Annotated in this window: 18 protein-coding genes and 2 pseudogenes; 11 read left to right on the top strand and 9 right to left on the bottom strand. The window is 74.0% G+C overall.

What is annotated here, in order from left to right; translation table 11 throughout:
• Nucleotides 1–41: 41 nt before the first annotated feature.
• The 3 genes from MOV08_RS38265 to MOV08_RS38255 form a co-directional block, all read right to left on the bottom strand.
• Complete coding sequence (locus tag MOV08_RS38265; RefSeq protein WP_275310706.1) at nt 42–668, bottom strand: hypothetical protein; 627 nt, start codon at nt 666–668, stop codon at nt 42–44.
• A gap of 46 nt (nt 669–714) precedes the next feature.
• Nucleotides 715–1341, bottom strand: coding sequence for a hypothetical protein (locus MOV08_RS38260; protein WP_275310705.1), 627 nt, complete (start codon nt 1339–1341; stop codon nt 715–717).
• 293 nt (nt 1342–1634) lie between these two features.
• Nucleotides 1635–4655 carry a non-ribosomal peptide synthetase gene (locus tag MOV08_RS38255; RefSeq protein ID WP_275310704.1) on the bottom strand — a complete coding sequence of 1007 codons (3021 nt, stop codon included), beginning with the start codon at nt 4653–4655 and terminating at the stop codon, nt 1635–1637.
• 878 nt (nt 4656–5533) lie between these two features.
• On the opposite strand from MOV08_RS38255, the gene MOV08_RS38250 reads away from it, so the two are divergent.
• The 3 genes from MOV08_RS38250 to MOV08_RS38240 all read left to right on the top strand — a co-directional run bounded on the left by MOV08_RS38250 (nt 5534) and on the right by MOV08_RS38240 (nt 8088).
• Nucleotides 5534–6760, top strand: a complete 1227-nt coding sequence (locus MOV08_RS38250; RefSeq protein ID WP_275312018.1) for a molybdopterin-dependent oxidoreductase — start codon at nt 5534–5536, stop codon at nt 6758–6760.
• Nucleotides 6724–7287, top strand: coding sequence for a hypothetical protein (locus tag MOV08_RS38245; RefSeq protein ID WP_420834246.1), 564 nt, complete (start codon nt 6724–6726; stop codon nt 7285–7287). Before MOV08_RS38250 ends, MOV08_RS38245 begins: the two co-directional genes overlap by 37 nt.
• A gap of 84 nt (nt 7288–7371) precedes the next feature.
• Nucleotides 7372–8088: a class I SAM-dependent methyltransferase gene (locus MOV08_RS38240; protein WP_275310702.1), complete on the top strand. Its 717-nt coding sequence runs from the start codon at nt 7372–7374 to the stop codon at nt 8086–8088.
• Nucleotides 8089–8116: 28 nt separating this feature from the next.
• Here the strand turns inward: MOV08_RS38240 and MOV08_RS38235 are convergent, their stop codons facing one another.
• From MOV08_RS38235 to MOV08_RS38220, 4 genes and pseudogenes are all read right to left on the bottom strand, one after another.
• Nucleotides 8117–9574, bottom strand: coding sequence for a hypothetical protein (locus MOV08_RS38235; protein ID WP_420834245.1), 1458 nt, complete (start codon nt 9572–9574; stop codon nt 8117–8119).
• A complete protein-coding gene (locus tag MOV08_RS38230) occupies nt 9571–10266 on the bottom strand; it encodes a TIGR04282 family arsenosugar biosynthesis glycosyltransferase (protein WP_275310701.1) in 696 nt (231 codons plus the stop codon). The genes MOV08_RS38235 and MOV08_RS38230 overlap by 4 nt, the downstream gene beginning before the upstream one ends.
• Nucleotides 10263–11057, bottom strand: coding sequence for a glycosyltransferase family 2 protein (locus MOV08_RS38225; protein ID WP_275312016.1), 795 nt, complete (start codon nt 11055–11057; stop codon nt 10263–10265). The genes MOV08_RS38230 and MOV08_RS38225 overlap by 4 nt, the downstream gene beginning before the upstream one ends.
• Nucleotides 11037–12095: pseudogene (locus tag MOV08_RS38220) on the bottom strand (NAD-dependent epimerase/dehydratase family protein); the annotation flags it as partial. The gene MOV08_RS38225 and the pseudogene MOV08_RS38220, both read right to left, overlap by 21 nt.
• A gap of 368 nt (nt 12096–12463) precedes the next feature.
• Between MOV08_RS38220 and MOV08_RS38215 the strand changes: the two are divergent.
• The 3 genes from MOV08_RS38215 (at nt 12464) to MOV08_RS38205 (ending at nt 15408) form a co-directional block, all read left to right on the top strand.
• Nucleotides 12464–12898 carry a hypothetical protein gene (locus MOV08_RS38215; protein WP_275310700.1) on the top strand — a complete coding sequence of 145 codons (435 nt, stop codon included), beginning with the start codon at nt 12464–12466 and terminating at the stop codon, nt 12896–12898.
• A 123-nt stretch (nt 12899–13021) separates the two neighbouring features.
• Nucleotides 13022–14161: a PLP-dependent cysteine synthase family protein gene (locus MOV08_RS38210; protein ID WP_420834244.1), complete on the top strand. Its 1140-nt coding sequence runs from the start codon at nt 13022–13024 to the stop codon at nt 14159–14161.
• Complete coding sequence (locus MOV08_RS38205; protein WP_275310698.1) at nt 14158–15408, top strand: MFS transporter; 1251 nt, start codon at nt 14158–14160, stop codon at nt 15406–15408. Before MOV08_RS38210 ends, MOV08_RS38205 begins: the two co-directional genes overlap by 4 nt.
• A gap of 224 nt (nt 15409–15632) precedes the next feature.
• Here the strand turns inward: MOV08_RS38205 and MOV08_RS38200 are convergent.
• A pseudogene (locus MOV08_RS38200) lies at nt 15633–16204 on the bottom strand (FAD-binding domain-containing protein).
• A 233-nt stretch (nt 16205–16437) separates the two neighbouring features.
• On the opposite strand from MOV08_RS38200, the gene MOV08_RS38195 reads away from it, so the two are divergent.
• From MOV08_RS38195 to MOV08_RS38175, 5 genes are all read left to right on the top strand, one after another.
• Nucleotides 16438–17202: an SDR family NAD(P)-dependent oxidoreductase gene (locus tag MOV08_RS38195; RefSeq protein ID WP_275310697.1), complete on the top strand. Its 765-nt coding sequence runs from the start codon at nt 16438–16440 to the stop codon at nt 17200–17202.
• Between the two features lie 106 nt (nt 17203–17308).
• Complete coding sequence (locus MOV08_RS38190) at nt 17309–20233, top strand: ATP-binding protein (RefSeq protein ID WP_275310696.1); 2925 nt, start codon at nt 17309–17311, stop codon at nt 20231–20233.
• Between the two features lie 8 nt (nt 20234–20241).
• Nucleotides 20242–20781, top strand: a complete 540-nt coding sequence (locus tag MOV08_RS38185) for a hypothetical protein (RefSeq protein WP_275310695.1) — start codon at nt 20242–20244, stop codon at nt 20779–20781.
• A 157-nt stretch (nt 20782–20938) separates the two neighbouring features.
• Nucleotides 20939–21502 (top strand): winged helix-turn-helix domain-containing protein, encoded by a 564-nt coding sequence (locus MOV08_RS38180; RefSeq protein ID WP_275310694.1) that lies wholly within the window; start codon nt 20939–20941, stop codon nt 21500–21502.
• Nucleotides 21503–21542: 40 nt separating this feature from the next.
• Nucleotides 21543–22985: an alpha/beta hydrolase family protein gene (locus tag MOV08_RS38175; protein WP_275310693.1), complete on the top strand. Its 1443-nt coding sequence runs from the start codon at nt 21543–21545 to the stop codon at nt 22983–22985.
• Nucleotides 22986–23048: 63 nt separating this feature from the next.
• On the opposite strand, the gene MOV08_RS38170 is transcribed toward MOV08_RS38175, so the two are convergent.
• Nucleotides 23049–23846: an SDR family oxidoreductase gene (locus MOV08_RS38170; RefSeq protein WP_275310692.1), complete on the bottom strand. Its 798-nt coding sequence runs from the start codon at nt 23844–23846 to the stop codon at nt 23049–23051.
• Between the last annotated feature and the right edge of the window lie 188 nt (nt 23847–24034).

The following is a 24034-nucleotide window of genomic DNA, read 5'->3' as shown; positions in this document are numbered from 1 at the left end:
GAGTCCACGCGATCGGCGGCGTGCGCGTGGGGTGCGGTGGCTTACGGGTGGTACTTCTCCGCGACCGTCTCGGCGGCGCCGGACTTGCGGTCCATGGTGACGCGGACGGTCACGCTGTCGGTCTTCGCCGCCTTCTCCAGTTGCTCCACGGTGCACTTCGAGGTGCCGTAGCCGTCCGTGCCGATGGTCACGCTGCCGTCGTCGACGGAGCAGATCGCGGCCGCGCCGAGGATCCGCGTGGCGTTGGCGACGAAGAACGCCTGCTCCATGCCACCGCCCTGGGGCTTGACGGTGAGCTTTCCGGGCGCGAGGTACCCCAGCGTGCCGACGAGGGTGCGGTGGTTACCCGCGTGGGCGACGCCGCCCCCGCCGGAGGCGGACTGGTTGCCGGTGCCGCCGGTACCGGTGTGCGCGCCGGTCCCCGAGGTGCGGCCGGTGGACGGCGTCGCGGCGGACTGGCCGCCGTTGTGGCCCTGCGCGCCGGCGTTGTCCGAGGAGGAGCCGCTGGTGGACTGCGTCGGGGCCGCGGTGCCGGCGGCGCCCGGCGTCCCGGAGCCCTGCCCGCAGGCCGTGACCCCCAGGCCCAGCGCCGCGGCGGCGACGATCGTGGCGGCGATGCGGCGGCCGGCGCGGCCGCGGAAGCGGTTGGCGGGGGTGGCGGTGTTCATCGGGTCTCCCGTTGCTGTTCTTGCTCGTCTCGCTCTCGGACGGCACTCAGCCTCGACGACCGGGATGGCGTTCCACTAACGGATGGCTAATAGGGCGCAGGCGCATCGGCACACCGCAACGCATGCGCCCGCCGAAGACCGCAACACCTGTGCCGTCGAGGACCTCGTCGTGCCCGGCGCCGGGCCCTTCACCCAAGACCGGAATGTCTGATTCAAGCCAGATATCAGACCACAGGAGAGATTTAGACATAAGGTCTGCAGCGCGTACCGAGTGTGCGCCCTTTTTCCTGTCTATAACGTTTTGTAAGGATTCGCCCTCTGTGATACGCACCAGAGCCCGCCACCGTGCTTCCCTGTCCGCCGCAGCAGTGGTGACCGCGGCATTGCTCGCCCTCACCGGCTGCCAGCCCAGCGCCGGCGACGGGGACAAGGGGAATCCGTCGCCCTCCGCCTCGGTCTCGGCGTCGGCCTCGCATGCGCCGTCCCCGTCCCCCAGCCCGTCGAGTGCCTCCCCCTCGCCGTCCGCCACGACCGCGTCGCCGACACCCGAGGCCCCGACGGGGCATCCCAGGACGCGGACGGGTTCGGATTCCGGTTCCGGCTCCTCGTCCCGTTCGGGATCGGCTTCCTCGGGCGGGTCGTCCTCCGGCGGCACTTCCGGTTCCTCGGACACCGCCGATGTCATCCTCTCCCCCTCCGGGCGGCACTATCAGCGCGGCCAGTTCTGCAAGAAGGCCCATCTCGGTCTGACCACGCGCGACGCGCACGGCAATCAGCTGTTCTGCGCCATGGAGAGCGGACGACCTCACTGGCAGTGAGTCCCCCACCGGTGGGCCATGAGCGCCTACCGGTGCGGCACGGCCTGAAGGCCGATGGCGGGCCCGGGCGGACGGCACATGTGTCGCCCCGGGCCCGCCGCCGCGCCCGTGGCGTTCGTCCGGTGTCGCGGGCGGAGGTCGGGCCCGGTCAGGTCGTGCGGACCGTCTCGGCGAGCCCGGCCACGCGGGCCAGGGTCGGCTGCGCGAGGAAGTCGGGCGCCCGGCGGGTGAACGCCTCGGCTCCCGCGGCCCCGACGATCTCGCCGGCGACCTCCGCGACCATGGCGATCATGGCCAGCGAATCCCCGCCCAGCTGGTGGAAGTCGCTGGCCGGGCCCAACCCCTCCACATCGGTGTCCAGCACCCGCGCCCAGATCTTCGCGACGGCCGCCTCGGGGTCGCTCAACGGTGTCGTGTCACCGGGCGCCGCCGCGTCGGCGAACGGGTCGGGCAGCGCCGACGCCGCGACCTTGCCGTTCACGGTCCGCGGGATCTCCTCGACCGCCAGCATGGCGGCGGGCACCATGTACGACGGCAGGTGTTCGAGGAGGTGGTCCGTCAGCTCCGCCATCTCGACCGGGGGGACGTCGGGCCGCAGCACGACGTAGCCGCACAGCGCCCGGTCCGTCCGGCCGGGCGGGGTGCGGGGGACGACGACCGCCGCGGCGACCGCCGGGTGCGTCTCCAACGTGAAGGCGATCTCGGACGGTTCGATGCGGTGTCCGCGCACCTTGACCTGGTCGTCGATGCGCCCGCAGCACTCCACCTCGCCCGACGGCAGTCGGCGCGCCAGGTCTCCGGTGCGGTAGGCGCGGGTGCCGTCGGCCAGGCGCACGAACCGCTGCCGGGTCAGGTCCGGGCGTCCGCGGTAGCCGCGGGCGAGTTGCACACCGCCGATGTAGAGCTCGCCCGTCTCGCCCGGGGTGACGAAACGGCGCTCCGCATCGAGCAGGAACAGCGAGACCCCGTCCTGCGGAAGTCCGATCGGCACGTTCGCGCCGGTGTCCCGCTCGGCGTCGAAGACGTGGTGGCTGACCCCGATGGTCGCCTCGGCCGGCCCGTAGAGGTTGATGATGCGGCATTCCGGGCCGAACATCTCGCGGGCCCGTAGCGCGAGGGCCCGGGTGAACTGTTCGCCGATCACCATCAGCGTGCCGACCCCGCCGGGGCGCAGCCCCAACCGGGTCATCAGGTCGAGGTGCGAGGGCGTCAGCGCGAGGGCGGTCGCGCCGTCGTCGATCACCTCCTGCAGCGACAGGTGGTCGAGCTCGTCGCGCATGAGCAGCAGCGTCCCGCCGACCAGGAACGGCAGGACCAGGGAGATCTGCGCGACGTCGAAGGAGAGCGAACACAGCAGGGGGAGCCGGGTGTGCGGACCGATACCGTGTTCGCGCACCGCCCAGTCCGCGTAGTTGCTCAGGCTGCGGTGCTCGATGTCGACGCCCTTGGGGTGGCCGGTCGAACCGGAGGTGTACACCACGTACGCCAGGTCCGACGGCGCGGGCGGCGTCGGCGGCGCGGCGGGGTCGGCCGCGTACGACAGGTCGTCCAGCACCAGCGGTTCGCAGCCGTCGGGCAGGAAGTCCCGTTCGCTGTGCGGGTGTTGGGTCAGGCACAGCGGTGCCCGCGCGTCCTGGAGCAGGGCGCGCAGGCGCCCGTCCGGGTGCTTGGTGTCCATCGGGAGGTAGGCCGCGCCGGCCAACAGTGCTCCCCAGGCGCCGGTGACCGCGGCCGCCGAGCGGTCCGCGCACAGTCCGACGACCGTGTCCCGGCCGATGCCGCGGGCCCGCAGCTCGGCGGCGATCACCCGTGCCCGGCGGTCGAGTTCGCGGTAGCTCATCTCGCCTTCGGGGCCGCTGATCGCCACGGCGTCGGGCCGGGACCGCACCTGGTCCCGGAACAGCTCGACCACCGTCCGGTCCGTGGGCCCGGCGCCCCGGTCGGCCGGGACCGGCGGCAGCAGCGTCGCCTGCGCGCGGTGGGCCGCGGGCGACAGGCTCTCGCAGAGCGTGTCGAGCAGCCGCTCCGCCCGTGCCTCGGTCTCCTTGCCCGGCCACCAGGACAGGGTCAGCTCGGTACGGCCCTCGGACTCCACGACGTTCAGGCCCGGCGGGCTCGCCGGCTCGCGCGGGCAGAGCAGATAGAGCGCGCTCGGCTCGAAGTCGTCGGTGGCGAACGCGTCGAGGGAGGTCCGGCCGAGACTGTTCACCCCGGCCACGGACGAGAACCGGTCCGTCCGGCGCGCTTTGCGGTCCACCCCGCGCACGATCATGCGCAGCAGGCCCAGTGGAACCTTCAGCACCTCCGGCCCCGGCGCGCGCACGGTCCCCCGGCGCTCGGACAGCACCGTCAGCAGCTGCTGCTGGGTGGCCTCCCACCCCTCGTCCGGGGTGACCTGGAGCGAGACGGTGACCGCGAAGTTGGACGTGGACCGCACCTCCGGGTGGAACGGCCGCAGGTCCACCGGGATGCTCACCGGCGCGGTCGACTGCCCCGTCAGTCGGGCCAGTTCGGTGGCCAGCCGCGCGGCCACCGCCGGGAAGGTGCCGTCGACCGAGCGCCGCCACCAGCGGTAGCCGCCGAACCGCGCGTCCGCCGGCACGCCGAGCAGCGACGGGAGGACGAACTCCTGGCTGCCGGCGTCCGCCTGGGCGATCAGCGGGTCGTCCAGCTCGGCCACGGTCGTCACCGACAGCGCGCCCTCCGGCTGTTCACCGCGCAGCGCCCGGAAGACGTCGAGCGCCCACATCCGCAGCCCGCGCGCGTCCATCACCGCGTGCGAGGCCCGGAAGGCGACGGCCGGGAACTCCCCGTCGAACAGCACGACTTCGCAGTACGCGCCGCGCACCGGCAGGGGGCGGCGCAGTTCCGCGACGTCGTTGAGGGTGCCGCGGTCCAGCACCGTGCCGGCCGCGAGCCGGACCGGCGGCGGCTGGCCGCTGTCCGACCAGCGGGAGCCGTGGCGGGCCAGCCGGGCGCCGGGGCAGTACTCCGCGGCCGCCGCGACCGCCCGGCGGAGCTCCGCGGCCGCGATCCGGCCGGCGCCCTCGACGACGAGGTTGAGCACCGGCGACAGCCCGGTGGGGAACCCCAAGTACCAGTGCTCGAAGGGCACCACTGTTCTGGCGAAGCGATCATTGTCCGCCGTGGTGGCTGATTTCGACATCATCCCCGCATCGAACTGCGCCCGACACTATGCAAATCACTAGAGCGTTCGACACCATCCGACCCCAATTCCGGATGAAGTGGAGCAAATGTACTTGCTGTGGGACACGGGCCGGGCGCCCTGACGCAGCAGCAGCCGATCGGCGGGGGCCGGTCGGCGCCCCCCTCGGTCTCGACGAGGACCTGGGCGGGTCGAGGGCGGCGGTGTGGTCGCCGTGGTGACAGGCGAGGAGGCCGTCGAGGGCGACGCGACTGCCGTGGTCCGCGGCCACCGAAGGGGCGGCGGGCGGCGGTGACGGCCCGAAGGACGCAACGACACAGGGCTCGTCGGCCACTGCCCAGTGACGCCGCTCCGGGCCTGTCCGATGCGGCGGCACCTGTGCCCTGCCCGGGGCCACCCACCCCGCCCCCACCCCACGGCCGCAACGCCGAAAGGGTTCACAAATGATCGCCTTGGGCGTGTTATGGCCGATATGCCGCATACGGTGGTTGTGCGTGGCGGCCACTGTGCGCTGGCCGCCGGAAGGGATGGACGTGGAGGGTAGTGACCGTGGCGAAGAGCCGCGCCGCCCCGAGCCTCACACGCCGGACGGCAAGCCCGGCGACAGCCCGGCGGAGCGGGACGGGCAGACGGGGAAGGGCCGGCCCGGCCCGGACCGGGAGAAGGGGAAAGGCCGGCCGGAGCCGGACCGGCAGAAGGGGAGCGCTCCGCCGCCACGAGCCGGAGCGGCGAAGCGCCCCGCCGGCGGCCCCACGGGCCGTCCCCCGAAGTCCGCGCAGGCGACTCCCGCACAGCGGCCCGCCGGCGCTCCCGGTCGGCCGACCGCACGGTGGAGTTCTCCGCCACCGGGCCCCACCCGCCCGGGTTTCTGGCGCAGCCCGCTGCGGGGGCCGTGGCTGACCTCGGTGTTCGGACTGGTCCTGCTCCTCGGCATCACCGTGCTGTTCGTCACCGGACTGCTGTCGTACGCCGCGTACAACCCGAACCTGGCACCGGGCAACGACCACACACCGGAGAAGGGCTGGCTGGGCTTCTACCTCTTTCCCTGGCCGACCCGGCCCTACTGGCTCTACCGCCTCACCCAGGGAGTCCATGTCACCCTGGGCGTGGTGCTCATCCCCGTGCTGCTGGCGAAGCTCTGGTCGGTCATCCCGAAGCTGTTCGCCTGGCCACCGCTGCGGTCACCGCGCCACGCGTTGGAACGGCTCTCGCTGCTGCTGCTCGTGGGCGGCGTGCTGTTCGAGTTCGTCACGGGCGTGCTCAACATCCAGTTGCACTACATCTTCCCCGGGTCGTTCTACCCCCTGCACTTCTACGGTGCCTGGGTCTTCATCGGCGCCTTCGTCGTACACGTCGTCTTCCGCGTCCCCACCATGACAACCGCGTTGCGCAGCCGCCGCTGGCACACCGAGCTGCGTACCCCCGCCGCCCGTACCCGGCCCGAACCGCCGGACGACACCGGTCTGGTGACCCCGGACCCCGCACCGCCCACGATGTCCCGGCGCGGCGCGCTCGGCATGGTGGGCGCGGGGTCGCTGGTGCTCCTCGTCGTGACGGCGGGTCAGAGCATCGGCGGGGCCCTGCGCAGGACCGCGCTGCTGGCGCCGCACGGGCGGGAACCGGGCACGGGGCCCAACGGCTTCCAGATCAACAAGACCGCCGCGGCGGTCGGTATCCGCGCCCGCGACATCGGTCCCGACTGGCGCCTCGTCGTACGCGGTCCCGGCCAGGAACGGAGCTTCACCCGGGAACAGGTACTGGCCCTGCCGCAACACACGGCCGCCCTGCCGATCGCCTGCGTGGAAGGCTGGTCCACCGACGACCAGATCTGGAGCGGCGTGCGGCTGCACGACCTGGCGGCCCTGGTCGGGCTGCGGGAGAGCCCACCCGGTGTCTTCGTCGAGTCCGCCCAGCGTTCCGGATCCTTCAACTCCGCCCATCTGCGCGACAACCAGGTCCGCGACCCCAGGGCACTGCTGGCGCTGCGGGTCAACGGTGCGGACCTCTCCGTCGACCACGGCTATCCGGCGCGGATCATCGTCCCCGCCAACCCCGGTGTGCACAACACCAAATGGGTCACCCGCCTCACCTTCGGAGCACCACGGTGAGGGGCCGGGCAAGAGGTCTGGCAGAGGGCATCCGTGCGCACTACGGCGGCTCCCTCGCGCACCTCGTCCTCGTCCTGTGCTCCTTCGCGCTGACCTGCTACGCCGGGCTCCGGCTGCTGCGCGGGGACACGCTCGGCATCGCCATCTGGTTCGTCGGCGCCGCGCTCCTGCACGACCTGGTCCTCCTCCCGCTCTACACCGTCACCGACCGCCTGGCACAACGCCTGTTCCGTGACCGCCGGGGCAAAAAGCCCCGGAGCCGGGACACCGCGGGCGGCTCCCGCCCGGTGCCCGGCCGCGTCAACTACCTCCGGGTACCCGCCTTCCTGGCCCTTTTGCTGCTCCTGGTCTGGTACCCGCTCGTCCTCGGCCGGGTCCCGGGCTTCACCGCCTACACCGGCCTGCCCGCCGACGTCTTCTGGGGTCGCTGGCTGCTGATCACCGTCGCTCTCTTCGCGGCCTCCGCGGCATGCCTGCTGGTCACGAGGTGGCGGGCTCGCCCGCGCCGGGACCGAGCCGGCAGATGAATCACCCCGAACGCGCCGGCCGCCACCGCGGAGCCAGGACGGTGCCCGGACCGGAACCGCACACGCCGAAAGGCACCCCGTCCGATGAGCACCGACGAGCAGGCGCCTGAGCCGGGCGCGGGCCCCCGCGCCCGGCCCGAGGACCCCTATGCCCATGCGCTCGCCAAGGGCCGCGGCCCCCTGTACATGCGCTGTACGGACGGGGGGATCCTGCTGTCCGAGGTGGACCGCTGGTGTGCCGCACCGGACCCCGCCGACCTCAGCGTCCTGCGGCGCTGCCAGGGGGCGGTCCTGGACATCGGCTGCGGTCCGGGGCGGTTGGTCAGCGCCCTCCGGGCACGCGGCCACGTCGTGCTCGGCATCGACATCAGCGACGCGGCCGTCGCGCGGACCGAGCACACCGGAGGCATCGCGCTGTGCCGGTCCGTCTTCGACCGACTTCCGGGCGAAGGGCTCTGGAACACCGCCCTGCTCATGGACGGCAACATCGGCATCGGCGGCGATCCGCGGGCACTGCTGGCGCGCATCGGTTCTCTGGTGGCGCCCGACGGAACGCTGCTGGTGGAAGCGGCTCCGCAAGACGTCGACGAGCGGCTGAGCGTGCGGTTCGACGACGGCCGCGGCCACCTGGGCAACCCGTTCCCGTGGGCCCGTGTCGGCCTCGCCGCGCTGCGCCGTGAGGCGGCGGTCACCGGCTGGCGGACCGGCGACCACTGGACGCTCGACGACCGCCACTTCCTCGCACTGCGGCACCGTCGAGGCGCCGGCTCCGACCGCGGCCCGGCACCGGCCGGCCGGTAGGCCACGCCGGGGCGGCGGCGAGCGGACGTCACCAGCCGGTCAGCAGAAGGTGGTTGACCAGCAGCGCGAGGACGGCCTGCGCGGCCAGCCACCAGCCGTGCGCGCGGCGCGGCAGCAGCGCGCAGGCAGGCAGCAGCCAGAGGGCGAAGGGCAGCCAGATGCGTTCGGTCTCCGCCTTGCTCATTCCGGACACGTCGGCGAGGAGCATCACGCACAACGCCGCTCCGACCAGTACCGACAGCGCGCCACGCCCGCGCGGCGCCACGCGCCGCATGCCCCGCACGGCCGGCGACAGCCGACCGACCGCACGGCCCAGCCCCGCGACCGTCGCCAGACCCACCGTCACCACCTGGGCAGCCAGGTTGGCCCAGACGAAGTAGGCGTACGGGCGCACCTTCGCGGCGCCCTGGTAGTACCGCTCGACGAGCGTGGCGTACCCCTCGGGCCACCAGAATCCCAGGGCGGTGAAGCCCACCACCCACGGCACGGCCCCCGCCAGCACGTACGGCAGCGGACGGGCGGAGCGGGCCAGGAGCAGCACGGCGACACCCAGCACCGCCAGGACGGTCAGTCCGTAGGAGAGGTACCAGGTGAGCCCCAGCAGCAGCCCGGCGCCCAGGGCGGCCAGGCGGGGCGCCCTGGTGGTGCGGGTGGCTGCCAGTGCGAGCAGGGCGATGGCCCAGGCGGACACGCCGGCGAAGTAGCCGTCGGCGCTGACGCCGATCCACACCGCCGCGGGGGCCAGTGCCAGGAACGGGGCTGCCGGCCGGGCCAGGCGCTCGCCGCACAGCGCCCGCACCGTCACCATGACCGCGACCGCGCCGGACGACCCGATGGTGATGCACCAGGCCGCCGCCCAGGCACCGCCGCCCAGCCCGATCCGGTCCAGGCCGACGAACGTCAGCAGCGCGCCGGGCGGGTGTCCGGCAACGTGCGCGGGCCAGTTGTGCGGCGAGTCGGCCAGGATGTGCTGGGCGAAGTCCCGCAGGAAGGCGGGCACCTCATGCACGTCGTCGACCGACCGCAGGTACTCCATGCTGCTGGTGAGCCGTCCGGCGACCCCCCGCTGCCAGCCGTCCACGAGCGCCAACGACCATGTCCAGGCCATCGACGCGCCCCATACGGCCGGCACCAGCGCCCGCCACCGCAGACGCTGCGCGACCCGCGGGCCGTGGAGCACCACGAGTGCGGCCACCACGAGCGCGGCCGGGGTCCCGGGGCCCACGTGCGGCAGCCACGACGCGTACAGCGGCGGCCAGCCGAGTCGCAGGATCCCCTCGGTCCCGTAGACGGTCCGGTTGACGACGTTGCCGACGACCACCGCGAGGGCGAACAGGACGACCGCGGCCGCCACCGCCCACAGATCGCGGCGCCCCGCCCGCTTCCGCGCAGGCGTGGTCGTCGCGGCGCCGTGGGCGGCCGGACCGGCCGGCTCGCCGTCCCGGCCGGTGCATCCGCGGTCCTCACGGACGGGGCGGGGGGTCACCGGCCGCCCGCCGGTCGCAGCCGGGCCAGGGTCGCGGCGAACCGGCCGCCGGACGCGGCGGCCGCGACCCGTTCGGCGTCCTCCGCGGTGTCGACGTCGCGCAGCGGCGGCAGGTCCCGCACCCGGAGCCCGGCGGCGGTCAGCCTGGCGCGCTGCACGGCGCCGGTGTGGTCGGTGGACATGGGGACACCGCGCAGCAGTCCGGGCTCGGGCGCGGCCAGGCCGAGCGCCCAGAATCCGCCGTCCTCGGCCGCCCCGAACCAGGCATCACAGTCGTCCCAGGCACCGATGTCCAGTGCGGGGGCGAGGAGTTGTGGTGTGACCTGGGGGGTGTCCATGCCGATGAGCAGCGTCGGTCCGGCGCTGTCCGCGAAGGCCGCGGCCAGCCGCTCGTCGAGGCCGCCGGTGCTTTGCGGCCGGACGTCGAAGCCGGGCGACAACCAGGTGCCCGGCCGGCCGTCGAGGACCACCACCCGCCGTCGGGCGGGCATGGCGCCGACGGCCCGGAGCGTGTCGCACAGCGCCGCCTCCGCCAACTGCGCGGCTTCGTCGGGGGTGTAGGGCGGCGTCAGGCGGGTCTTGACGCGTCCGGGCACCGGTTCCTTCGCGATGACCAGGATCGTCGTCGGCCCGGTCGGGCCGGTCGGCCGGCTCGGCCCGACCAGAGCCGCCGGTGCGGTCGGGCGGGTCATCGCGTCACCGTCTCCGGTACCGGGGCCGTCAGCCGCGGCTGGTTGAGGACGCTCCGCATGTCGCGGACCGCGTGCCAGGTGCCGCGCCAGGTGCCGGTGACCTTCGAGCGGCCGGTGCGCGGCCGGTAGGGCACGTCCCGCTCCGCGACCCGCCAGCCGGCGTCCGCGGCCCGGACGACCATCTGCAGCGGATAGCCACTGCGGCGGTCCGTCAGGTCCAGGCCGAGCAGCGCGGCGCGGCGGGCGGCGCGCAGCGGACCGAGGTCGTGCAGCCGCAGCCCGGTGCGCCGGCGCAGCATCCGCGCCAGGACGAGGTTCCCGGCCCGGGCGTGCGGCGGCCAGGCTCCGCGGCCCTGCGGCCGGCGGCGGCCCAGCACCAGATCGCTCTCCCCGTCCCGCACGGCGCGGACGAACGGTTCGAGCAGCGCCGGGTCGAGCGAGGCGTCGCAGTCGCAGAAGCAGACGATGTCCGCCTCGGCGGCGAGCAGTCCGGCATGGCAGGCGGCACCGAAGCCGCGACGCGGTTCGTGGACGACGGTGGCGCCGAGACCACGGGCGATCTCGGCCGAGCCGTCGGTCGAGCCGTTGTCCACGACGATGGCCCGCCAACCGTCCGGGATGCGCGCCAGCACCCACGGCAGCGCGGCGGCCTCGTCCAGACACGGCAGCACGACGTCCACCGGGGCGGGGCGGTTCCTGCCTCGGCCTGGCCCCGCCGCGGGACCCACGCCGGAGTCGATCGCGTCCGTCCCGCCCCCTTCCCGCGTCCCCTGCCGAGCGCCCTCCCGCATGCCTTCCCGCGCGAACTCCGCCATGCCTTCGGCGAATCCGGTCTCCGCGCGCCACCCCAGCTCGTCGGCGATCCGCCGGGACGAGGCGGTGATGTGCCGGACGTCGCCCAGCCGGTACTCCCCCGTGACCACCGGCTCCGGCCCGCCGTACGCCTCGGCCAGCGTGCGGGCCATCTCGCCGACGGTGTGCGGTTGTCCGCTGCCCGTGTTGTAGGCGGTCAGGGTGCCGGCGGCGCGGTCCGCGAGGGCCTCCAGCGCCACCGTGTTGGCCGCCGCGATGTCCCGGACGTGGACGAAGTCCCGCCGCTGGCCGCCGTCCTCGTAGACGGTCGGCGACTCGCCGCGGGCCAGCGCCGAGCGGAAGAACGAGGCCACCCCCGCGTACGGGGTGTCGCGCGGCATGCCCGGCCCGTAGACGTTGTGATAGCGCAGCACGGTGGCCCGACCGCCGGTGGCGCGGGCCCAGGAGGCGGCGAGGTGCTCCTGGGCGAGCTTCGTCGCCGCGTACACGTTGCGCGGGTCGACGGGCGCGTCCTCGTGGACCAGGCCGGGCTGCAACGGGGCGTCGCAGCGCGGGCAGCCCGGTTCGAACCGCCCGGCCTCCAGCGCGGCGACCGCGCGCGGCCCCGGCCGCACCGTGCCGTGCGACGGGCAGCTGTAGCGCCCCTCCCCGTAGACCACCATCGATCCGGCGAGCACCAACCGGCGCACCTCCGCCGCGGCCATGGCCGCCAGCAGCACCGCCGTGCCCAGGTCGTTGGAGCCCACGTAGTCGGGCGCGTCCGCGAAGTCCTTGCCGAGGCCGACCATCGCCGCCTGGTGGCAGACCGCGTCGACGCCGGCCAGGCCCGCCTCGACGGCCGCGCGGTCGCGTACGTCGCCGACGATCCGGTGGACTCCGGGGCGGGGCGGTGGGGGCTCAGGATGGACCGAGGGCAGCAGCGCGTCGAACACGACGGGCTCATGGCCACGCGTGAGGAGCGCCTCGACGACCTGCGCCCCGATGAATCCGGCGCCACCGGTAACCAGTACTCGCATGCCGATCACGCTAGGCGCGCCACCTCGATCCGGCGCGCGCCACGACGGGCACGTCATGACTCCGTAAGATCCGGCCTCCGCCAGTCGGGTCGGTGCGACGCGCCGCTGACCGACACCGGCCCGCCGCACGTGCGGCGGACGACTTCCCCATCCCGGACCGACCGTTGGCGGCGTCGGGGCGGGGCGTCACCCGATGTGGTGATCGTGGGTACGGACGGCCGCCTGCGCGGAATCGGGCCGGGCCGCATCCCGCGGCGCCCGGCAGCAACGGAATCCCGGCGTCCCGCCCCGTCCCGCGCGCCCGCAGCGCGACGCCCCGACGAGCACTTTGTGCACCCGTCGAATTACGCTTCGTATCCATGCGGACCGTGTCGTCCACGCGAAGCAGCCGCTCCCTGCCGTGGGCCGGAGCGGTGGTCGGCGTGCTGCTGACCACGCTGCTGCACGTCCTGTGCTGCTCACACGGCCCGACGGAAACCACCGCCCCGCGAGCCGACGCCCTGCTGTACGCGTCGCCCGTCACCTGCGGGCAGCTCCCCGCGGACACCCACCGGGAGACCGCAGCGGGGCGGAGCGCGCCCGCTCCCGACCACGGTGCCCACTGCGGGGACTTGGACCAGCCGACCCTCCAACCACCGCGGGACGAAGGTCTGGCAGGACCGCCGGTCTCCGCGGTCGTGCCGCTCTGGTCCGCCGGCCCTCACGTGGGCGTCCCACCGTCGGCACCTCGTCGATCCCCCGCGCAGGCCACGGCGTTGTCCGACGGACCGACGCGGGCCCTCCTCGGCGTGTGGCGGACCTGATCGGCCCGCGCCGCGCCCCGTACCAGGCGGGCCGCACGGCGACCGATCACCTCCGTCCCTCTTCCTCGTCCTCGAACATCGGCCGGCTGCCTGTCGTGGCGCCGGCCGTAGGAGACGCACGCCATGAACCGTCCCACCTGCCCCATTCCTGCCATGCCTCCGGCCCCGTTCCTGACCGACGCCAAACACCCCCTGCACTCCCCCGCCGGCCTCGTCGGCAACACGCCGGTCCTGTGGATCGGCGACCCCTTCACCGCCGCAGGCCGCGGTTTCTGGGCCAAACTCGAAGGCCACAACCCCGGCGGCATCAAGGACCGCACCGCCCTGCACATGGTCCGTGCCGCCCTGGAGCGCGGTCGGCTCCGGCCCGGCGCCCGCATCATCGAGTCGACCTCCGGCACCCTGGGCCTCGGTCTGGCACTGGCCGGCGCGGCCTACGGCCATCCGGTCACCGTGGTGACCGACCCCGGCATGGAGCCGCTGATGACCGGGCTGCTCGCCGCGTACGGCGCCGCGGTCGACGTCGTCACCACCCCCCACCCGGAGGGCGGCTGGCAGGCGGCACGCCGACGGCGCGTCGAGGAACTCCTCGCCGCCCGTCCCGACGCATGGTGCCCGGACCAGTACAACAACCCGGACAACGTCGCCGCCTACGCCCCGCTCGCCCGTGAACTCCTCGCGCAACTAGGGCGCATCGACACCCTCGTCGTCTCCGTCGGCACCGGTGGTCACTCCGCGGGCATCGGCTCGGTGCTGCGCGGCTGCTTCCCCCACCTGCGGATCGTCGGAGTCGACACCACCGGCTCGACGATCTTCGGTCAGCCCGCCGCCTCCCGCCTCATGCGCGGCCTGGGCTCCAGCATCCACCCCCGCAACGTCGCCTACCACCTCTTCGACGAGGTCCACTGGGTCGCCGCGCCGGAAGCCGTGTGGGCGGCCCGCCGCCTGGCCCGCGACCACTACGCCACCGGCGGCTGGAGCGTCGGAGCCGTCGCGCTGGTCGCCCGCTGGCTGGCCCGCACCCTGCCTCCGGAGGACCGGGTCGTCGCCGTCTTCCCCGACGGTCCGCAACGCTACGTCGGCACGGTCTTCGACGACGCCTACTGCCGCCGCCACGGCCTCCTGGGGCAGCTGCCCGCCGACGACCCGGACGAGATCGACGACCCCCGGGAGCGCACCGTCACCCGATGGACCCGCTGCACCCACATCACCGACCCGCTCGCCCGTCCCGCACGCCCCAACCTGGTGGGAGCCGCCCGATGAAGCACCTGTGGCAGCAGACCCGCTCCTTCCCGCCCGCCGCGCGGCTGTTGATGGCCAACCAGTTCGCCATCAACCTCGCCTTCTACATGCTGATGCCCTACCTCGCCTTCCACCTCTCCGACGGACTCGGCCTCGCCGCCTGGGCCGTCGGACTCGTCCTCGGCGTCCGCAACTTCTCCCAGCAGGGCATGTTCCTCATCGGGGGCACCCTCGCCGACCGCCTGGGGCACAAGATCCCCATCATGGCCGGGTGCCTCCTGCGCACCGTGGGCTTCGGCCTGCTCGGCTGGGTCGACAACCTGCCCGCCCTCATCGTCGCCTCCGCCGCGACGGGCTTCGCCGGCGCGCTGTTCAACCCGGCCGTCCGCGCCTACCTCGCCGCAGAGGCCGGTGAGCGGCGGGTGGACGCCTTCGCCACCTTCAACGTCCACTACCAGGCCGGCATGCTGCTCGGCCCGCTCGTCGGACTCGCCCTGCTGGCCGCCGACTTCCGGCTCGTGTGCACGGTCTCCGCCGCGCTCTTCGCCGCCCTCACCGTGCTGCAGTGGCGCGCGCTGCCCGCGCGTCCCCGCCAGGGCACGGACGGCGGACACGAGAGCGTGCTGGCGCAGTGGCGCAGCGTCCTGGGCAACCGGCCCTTCCTGCTCTTCTCCGCGGCAATGATCGGCTCGTACGTCCTGACCTTCCAGGTCTACCTCGCCCTGCCGCTCGCCGTGACCGACGCCCTCGGCTCCCGGGGCACGGCGGCCACCAGCGGGCTGTTCGTCGTCTCGGCCGCGGTCGCCGTGCTGGGCCAACTACGGCTCACCGGCTGGGCCAAGGCCCGTTGGCAGCCCGGCGAGGCCCTGGTACGGGGCCTGGCGGCGATGGGGCTGGCGTTCGTCCCGCTCGCCCTCAGCCCACGCGGCTCCTCGACGGCCGTGCTCGTCTCCCTGGTCGTGGCCGTGGTCCTCCTCGCGGCCGGATCCGCGATCGTCTACCCCTTCGAGATGGACACGGTCGTCGCCCTGTCCGGCAACCGCCTCGTCGCCACCCATTACGGCCTCTACAACACCGTCTCCGGACTGGGCATCACCCTGGGCAACCTCGGCACCGGCGCGCTCTGGGACTTCGCCGGGCGCCAGCACGCCACCTGGCTGACCTGGGCGGCCCTGACGGCGACCGGCACGGCCTGCGCCGCGGCCGTCGCCGCCCTCGCCCGTACCGGACGCCTCACCGCACCGGAGCCACAGCCGGCCGCGGCATAGGCACCGCGGCCGCTGCGGGCCCGGCCGGGCCCGGTGATCGCCGCGGGGCCGTGCCGTGGCGTCGCACTCCGACTCGACGGTTACCACTGGTTGGGGATGTCGCACGACGACGATCTGGTGCTGAGCGCGACCGGAGCCGTGGAGATCGTCGGTGCGGAGACCGAGTACGGGCTCGAAGCGGGATGTGAGAGAGGGCGTGCGGGACGGTCGTCGCAGCCGTCCCGCTACGCCTCCTTGCCGCGGGCGCGGCGGAAGCGGTCGAGCCCGGTGGAGAGGCTGACGATGGGGTCGGGGTAGTCGAGGTCGGCTCGGTCCGCAGCGGGCAGCTTCCAGGGCTCGTGCACCAACCGGGGTGCCAGTCCGGCGAGTTCGGGGACCCAGCGGCGGACGTAGGCACCGTCGGGGTCGTACTTCTTGCTCTGGGTCACCGGGTTGAGGACCCGGTTCGGCCGGGTGTCGGTGCCGGTGCCCGCCATCCACTGCCAGTTGAGCTGGTTGTTGGCCACGTCTCCGTCGACCAGCCAGTATTCTCGGTCACCACCCGGCACACCTGCTGCACCAGGTCGCCGGAGCGCACGACGAGATGGCCGCCCCGCTCGCGCAGCCCGGCGTCCAGGTCGGCCAGGCAACCGTCGAGGAAGGCGCGGCGGTTGGGCGCGACGAAGCCGGCCGCCTCGACGGCGCGGTCCCGTACGAACAGCGGTACGACGGCGTCCGCGGCGTCCAGGGCGGCGCGCAGCGGCGGATGGTCGGTCAGGCGCAGGTCGGCGGTGAACAGGACAACCGAAACGTTCATGTGGGGCAGCTTCTCGCAGCCGGTGGTCGGGGACCGGTAGGGACGCTCCCAACAGGCCGTGCGGAGGGAACACCGCCCGCTGCCGGTAGCGGTGACGGTCGGGCGCGCGGGCCCGGGCTGTGCTGCGGCACGGCGGTGAGCCGTCGGTGAGCGTGCGGTGAGCCCGCTCCGCCAACGTGAGGGCATCGCCGGTCCGGCATCGAGGACCGGCCACCGAGAAGGGGAGTTCGGCGATGGCTTCGTTGACGGGGAAGACGGCACTGGTGACGGGTGGCTCGCGAGGGATCGGCCGGGCGGTGGCGCTGCGGCTGGCCGGCGAGGGCGCGCTGGTCGCGGTCCACTACGGCGACAACGCGGAGGCGGCCGAGACGACCGTGGCGCGCGTCGAGGAGGCCGGTGGCCGGGCGTTCGCGGTGCGGGCGCGGTTCGGTGAAGACGGCGCCGTGGAGCGGCTGTTCGAGGGGCTGACCGCCGGGCTCGCCGGCCGGGGGTTGGACGTTCTGGTCAACAACGCCGGCATCTCGTCGGCGCATGCGATCCGGGACGTGACGCCACCGGAGTGGGAGCGGCTGCTGGCGGTCAACGTCACGGCCCCGTTCTTCGTCATCCAGCGGGCCCTGCCGCTGCTGAACGACGGTGGCCGCATCATCAACATGGGGTCGACGGCCAGTCGTTTCGCGGTCTCGACGCAGATCGGCTACACGGTCACCAAGGCGGCGCTGGAGTCGTTGGCGCCGTCGCTGGCCAATGAGCTCGGTCGGCGGGGCATCACGGTGAACACGGTCGCGCCCGGGGCGGTGCGGACCGATCTGACCGCCGGCTACACCGCGATCCCGGAGGTGGTGGCGGAACTTGAGGCGATCAGCGCGTTGGGGCGGCTCGGTGAGCCGGAGGACGTGGCCGACGTCGTCGGCTTCCTGGCGGGGCCGCAGGGACGGTGGATCACCGGCCGGACCATCGACGTGTCGGGCGGTACGTATCTCGGCCCCATCGTGTGAGGCGGCGGCGGGTGGCGGGGGTGCGGATCTCTCTCCCTCCCCCCGCGGTCCCCGTCCGCGACCGCTCACGCACGGCCGGAGTGCGGGTCGATGAATAATCACCGGCATGCGCTTCGGAATCCTCGGCGGTACGCAGGCGTGGCGGGACGACGGGGCGGAGGTGCCGCTGGGCGGTCCCGCGCGCCGGGCGCTGCTCGCCCTGTTGCTCGTCCGGCCCGGTGAGGTCGTCCCGGCCGAGCGGTTGGCCGACGGTGTCGGAGCCGCCGGCGGCGGTGCGGCGGAGGGGGCGCCGTCCGCCCACGCGCTCCAGTCCCAGGTGTCCCGGCTGCGCTCGGCCCTGGGCGGGGCGGCGGTGATCGAGCGCAGTGGGGCGGGCTATCGGCTGGTCGCCGCCGCGCAGCACGTCGATGCCGGGCGGTTCGAGGAGTTGGCCCGGGAGGGCCGGTCGGCATTGCGGGAGGGCGATGCGGGGCGGGCGCGGGCGCTGCTGCGCGAGGGGTTGGCCCTGTGGCGGGGGCCGGCGCTCGCGGACGTCGCCGACAGTGCGCCGGGGCGGGCCCCGGCGGCGCGGCTGGAGGAGTTGCGGCTGACGGCGCTGGAGGACCGGTTCGAGGCCGAGCTGGTGATCGGTGAACACCGCGCGGCCGTACCCGAGTTGCGGGCGCTGCTGGACCGTCATCCGCTGCGGGAACGGCTCGCCGCGCTGCTGATGCGGGCGCTGTTCGCCGACGACGGGCAGGCCGCGGCGCTGGTGGTGTTCGAGCAGGTCAGGCGCCGCCTCGCGGAGGAGCTGGGCACCGGGCCGTCGGCGGAGCTGACCGGGCTGCACCGGGAGCTGCTGAACGCCGACGCCGCGCCGACGCCCACCGCGCCGCCCGCCCCGCTGACGGCCCTCGTCGGCCGCGCCGGGGAGGTGGCCGAGGTCGGTGAACTCCTTGGCGGGGCACGGCTGGTGACGCTGACCGGGCCGGGCGGCGTCGGCAAAACCCGGCTGTCCGTCGAGGTCGCCGCGGCGGCGACCGGAGAGGTGTGCTTCGTGGAACTGGGCGCGCTGCGCGACGCGGCCGTGCTCCCGCAGACCCTGCTCGTCGCCCTCGGCCTGCGCGAACGGGGCCTGCACCTGACCCGCGACGACCAGGGCCCGCTGGACCGTCTGCGGACGGCGTTGTCGGGGCGGAGCCTGCTGCTCGTGCTGGACAACTGCGAGCACCTGGTCGAGGAGGTCGCGCTGGTCGCGGCACGCCTGCTGGCGGCCTGTCCGCGCCTGCGGGTGCTGGCGACGAGCCGGGAGCCGCTCGGCGTCATCGGCGAGCACCTGCACCCCGTGCGGCCGCTCGACGACCCCGCGGCCGAGGCGCTGTTCACCGACCGGGCCCGTGCCGTACGGCGCGCCTTCGTGCCCGACCCGGTCGCCGTACGGCGTGTCTGTGCGGCCCTCGACAACCTGCCGTTGGCGATCGAGCTGGTGGCGGCCCGGCTGCGCACCCTGAGCCTGGAGGAGCTCGCGGCCCGCCTGCCCGACCGGTTGGCGGTCGTCGCGCGCGGCACCCGGGCGGCCGACGGGCGGCACCGGACGCTGCGTTCCACGGTCGCCTGGAGTTGGGACCTGCTCTCGGTGCCGGAGCAGCGGGCGGCGCGGCGCTTCTCGGTGTTCGCGGCGGGGGCGGGCGTGGAGACCGCGCTGCGGGTGTGCGACACCGACGAGGAGACGCTGGAGTCGCTGGCCGACAAGTCGCTGCTGGACCGGTCCGGCGGGCGCTGTCGCATGCTGTCCACGATCCGTGCCTACGCCGCCGAACAGTTGGACGCCGCGGGCGAGACGGCGGTGGTGCGGCGCGCCCACGCGCGGACGGTGCTGGAGCTGGTGCGCGCCGCCGAGCCATGGCTGCACCGCAGTGAACAGCTGTCCTGGTTGGCGGTCCTGGCGGCGGAACAGCCCGAGGTGCTGGCGGCCGTGCAGTGGGCCGTGTCCGCGTCCGAGACCGCAACGGCCCTGGAACTGCTCGCCTCGGTCGCGTCGTACCTGTGGATCCGCGGCCTGTCCGGCACGTTGGCGCCGCAGGCGGCGGCCCTGCTCGACGCCCTGGGGGACGCTCCCCCGCCCGGGCTCGACGAGGAGTACGCCGTGTGCGTGCTGTTGGCCGCCTCGGGCCCGCCCGGGAGCCGCGCGGCCTGGCACGGGCACCGGGCCTCGGCCGGGCGGGCACTCGTCGCGGTGTGGTCGGCCGGGCGTGCGGGCCGCTGCCCGACCGCCCTCCTGTTGTGGATGATGCACAACGCCGGCGACGGCGACGCACCGGGTGCGTTCGCCCTGGTGTCCGCCCAGCGCCACCGCCCCGACCCCTGGGTCAGCGCGGCCGCGCAGTACGTGACCGCGTTCGGCCCGCTCGGCGACGGGGACCTCGCCGAGGCCGAACGGGGCTTGCGCACGGCCGTCGGGCAGTTCCGCGCGCTGGGGGAACGCTGGGGCACCGCGCTGGCCCTCGATGCGCTCGCCGGCCTGGTGGGCGTGCGCGGCGACCAGGCTGCCGCGATCGCGCTGACCGACGAAGCGCTCGCCCTCGCCGAGCAGTTGGGCGCCTGGGAGGACCATGCCGACTTCCTGGTCAACCGGGGGGACCACCGGGTGACCACCGACCCGGTGGCGGCCCGCGCCGACTACGCGCAGGCCGCCGACCGCGCGCACCGCGCAGGCAGCGCCACGGCCCTCGCCGCCGCCCAGCGCGGCCTGGCCGACCTGGCACTGCTGGACGGTGACCGCACCGCGGCGCAGCGCCTGTACGAGCAGGCCCTGGAGCGCCAGGACCCGCACTGGGTGAGGGGCCTGGCCAACCGCATCCGGACGCTGGCCGGCCTGGCCCGGGTCGCCGATGCCTGCGGCGATCGTGCCGGGGCCCGGGCCCGCTATCGGCAGGCGGCCGAGGCGGCGAGCGCGTCCGGGGCGGCGCCGCGGACGTCGTTGCCCGACGCGCTGCGCCTCATGGGCCTGCCGGCGTCCGTCGTCCAGGAGGTGGCCCGCCACCTGCGATAATCCGCACCATGACTGCTTCGACCCGAATACTGGCGGAATTTGCTCGGACGGCCAGGATCGGGCCGATCGGTTGCGGTGCCGCACTGCCCGAGTTGGTGGCGGCGCTGGGCCGGCCGTTCGTCGGCGACCCCGTGGACAGCACGTCCCGCTGGCCGCGCTGGTTCGGCTACGGCAATCTGCAGTTGGTCGTCTGTCAGTGCCGGCTGGTGGTCCAGGTCATCGTTCCGGTGTGGCACGGGGAGATCGAAGTCCCCGACGCCCGGACGCACGCGATGGTCAGCCATCCGTCGGAGGTGACGTACTCGCAGTTCACCGCCGCGCTGGACGCCGTCGGGTGCGACTGGCGACGCGGGCGGGACCTGCCCGGGCAGTGCACCGTGGAGAGCGAGGTGGACGGGATCCGGACCGGGTTCGTGTTCGTCACCACCGAGGGCTATGACGAGCCTCCGCTCGCGGACCCGGTACTGAACAAGGCCGTCTCCTCCGCGTTCCACGACTGTCCGCCCCTGACGCCGGACCAGGAGGGCGACGACTTCGGCGTGGCCTGAGCACCTCAGGCGGGCCGCGCAAGCGCGTCGCCCGCTGCGACGCGACCGGCGACGCCAGGTCGCGCTGAACACGCCTCACCGGCGCCCGGACGACGCTCTGTCACCCAAGTTGCAAAACCTCCTTGCAAAGCCCCTTTGCAACTCCTAGCCTGCTCCCATGGCAGAGCAACCGCCCGCGCAGGAGATCACCGACGTCGAGGCGCTGCGCGTCCTGGCGCATCCGATCCGACAGAAGATCGAGCAGTGTCTGCGCAAGGGGCCGGGCAACTCGGCCGGGCTCGCCAGGCAACTCGGCGAGAGCACCGGCCTGGTCAGCTACCACCTCAGGCAGCTGGCCAGGCACGGCTTCGTCGAGGAGGTTCCGGAGCTGGCCAAGGGGCGGGAGCGGTGGTGGCGCGCGGTGCCGGGCGACCGGCGGTACCCGCCGTACAGCCGACAGACACCCGAGATGCGCGAAGCCCTCACGGAGATGCATCGGCTCAACCTCGCCGAACTCATCGAACAGGCACAGCAGTTCGCCAAGGCGCGCGACACGCTCGGGCCGTGGGCCGACGCGGTGCTGTTCTCCCGGGCCACGCTGCGACTCGACCGCGACCAACTCCGCGCGTTCTTCGAGGAGTACATCGCCCTCGTCTACCGCTACTCCCCGCCCGAGGGCGAGGCCGCGCCCGACGCGCGCGCCGTGCTCGTCCGCCTGCTCGGCTTCCCCGAGATCAACTGACCACTCCGCAACGCGTCTTCAGGGAAGGAGCCGCACCGCCGTGCAGCTCACCGTCAAGCCGCTCATACGCACCTGCCTGGCCCTGGCCTGGGTGGCGCTCGCCGTACCGCTCGCCGCGCCGCGGGCCCACGCGGACACGAAGGACGGCGCCCCGGTCCGCCAGGACGTCTCCTTCCGGGGCGGTGGCGGCCTCGTCCTCCACGGCACCGTACTCACCCGCCCGGACACGCCAGGCGCCCCTCCAGGCACCCGCTCGACCACCAGCCCGGGCATCGTGCTCATCGGCGGCTCGGGGCCGGGCCCCCGGGACGAGTACCGGCAGGAGGCCGAGACCTTCGCCCGCGCCGGCATCACCACGCTCGTCTTCGACAAGCGGACGGTCGGATACTCCACCACCCACCGTGACTTCGACCTGCTGGCGGACGACGCGCTGGCCGGGGTACGCCTGTTGCGCGAGCGCAAGGACGTGGATCCGCACCTGGTCGGGCTCTGGGGATTCAGCGAGGGCGGCTGGGTGGCACCGCTGGCCGCCGCCCGCTCCTCCGACGTCGCCTTCCTGATCACGCTCGGTGGGTCCGGCTACTCGCCGCTGCGCACCCAGACATGGAATCTCGGCACGCATCTGCAACACCGGGGCATCGGCGGGTCCTTCCGCGGCGTGGTCGCCGGCCCGGCGGCCCAACTCATGGACTCCACCGGCCTGTTCCCCGCGGCGGACCACGATCCCCGGCCGGTGCTGAACCGCCTGCACCACACCCCGGTACTGGCGCTGTGGGGCGCCTACGACAACCAGATACCGCCCCGGGAAAGCGCACGGATCTTCCGGGAGGTCCTCGACCGGGCAGGCAACAGGCACGTCGTCATCGGCTTCGTGCCCGGCGCGGCGCACAACGGACACCGGACGACGGACGGCTTCGACCGCATCGGCGGCCCCCTGCTCCACGGCAGGCCGCTGGGAGAGCTGACGCCCGGCTACGCCCGGACCATGACCTCCTGGGTCCGGGCCGTTGCGGCCGGTCACCCGCCCGAGTCCCGCACCGCGCCCGCCCCGCCCCAGGCCACGTCCAGCGTTCCCGTCCCGGGCCGCACCTGGTGGGCATGGCTCCTCCCCGCCCTGCTGTGCGTCGGCTTCGCCGCCTACCCCCTGAGCGCCGTTCTGCGCCGGGGCCCGGCAGTACGCCCCGTTCGCTGGCTGTCCGGCCTGGGTCTGCTCACCGTCGTGGGCGCGGTGCTGTGCCCGCTCGCGGTGTACGTGGCGGGCGACGGGGCCGCGGCACCCGTCCTGTGGGGGCGCCCGCTGGCCTGGCTGGCCGTGCAGACGCTCGCCATCGCCGTGCTCGTCTCGGCGGGTGTCACGGTCGCCACTGTCCTGCGCAGGCACCGCACCTGGGGCAGGGCGGCCTGGTTCCGACTCGCGCCGGCCGCCCTCGCCACCATCGGCTTCGTACCGTGGGCCGTGTGGTGGGGGGTGTTGCGGCCATAGGGTCTGTCGTTCGCCCGGTGGGCCGGGTCCGCGGCGTCCGGCGCGGGCCCGGCTCGTCCGTTGTCACAGCCTGGCGCCGCCGGTGGCGTCGATCACCTTCCCGGTGACCCAGCGCGCGTCGTGCGAGGCGAGGAACGCGACGATGTCGGCCACGTCGTCCGGCTGGCCGACCCGGCCCAACGCGGCCCGCGACGCGGCGTCCGCCTCCGCGGCCGGATTGCCGCGCAGCCACTCGGCGTTGACGTCGGTGTCGACGATCCCGGGCGCGACCGCGTTGGCGGTGATGCCCCGGGGGCCCAGTTCCTTGGCCAGGTTGAGGGTGAAGTTGTCCAGGGCGCCCTTGGTGGCGCCGTAGGCGATGGCCTCGGGCATGGCCAGCCGGCCGGCACCGCTGGAGATGTTGATGATCCGGCCGCCGTCGCGCAGCCGCTTCAGCCCTTCCCGTACGACGAAGAAGGGGGCACGGACGTTGACCGCGAAGACCTTGTCGAAGTCCTCCTCGGTCAGTGCGGGGAGGGCCGCCGGCATCGCGATCCCCGCGTTGTTGACGATGATGTCGACCGCCGGCCGCGCCTCCGTCCCGGGAGCGTGTTGCGTGATCCGTTCGTCGAAGGCCGACCAGAGGCCGGCGGCGTCGCCGTGGTGGCCCAACGGGGCGTGCAGCGCGACCGCCCGGCCACCGTCCTCGCGGATGCGCGCGACCACGTCGTCCGCCGCAGCCGCGTCGCGGGCGTAGGCCACGGCGACCACGGCCCCGTCGCGGCCGAGGCGTTCGGCGATGGCGCGACCGATGCCCCGGCTGCCTCCGGTGACCAGGGCGATCTTGCCGTCGAGCGGGCGGTGGTGGCGGTGGTGCGTCATGGCGGATGGCTCCCTCTCACGTGGCGGGCGCTGCTGCGCGCGCTGGTGATCGGGACGCTAAAGCCTCACACGGATGTGAGAGTCAAACCGTCGCACACCGACGGTGGAGTGCGCGGTCGTCCCCACTCCTCAGGAGGTGACTGGCAGGGCCTGGGCGGTATTTCGCTCGATCGCGCGTGGAGGACCCG

The sequence above is a fragment of the Streptomyces yunnanensis genome (assembly GCF_029011865.1).
In the GTDB taxonomy this organism is placed as follows: domain Bacteria; phylum Actinomycetota; class Actinomycetes; order Streptomycetales; family Streptomycetaceae; genus Streptomyces; species Streptomyces yunnanensis.
The sequence above is the reverse complement of the archived record's forward strand: the minus strand, read 5'-3'. Positions and strand labels throughout refer to the sequence as shown.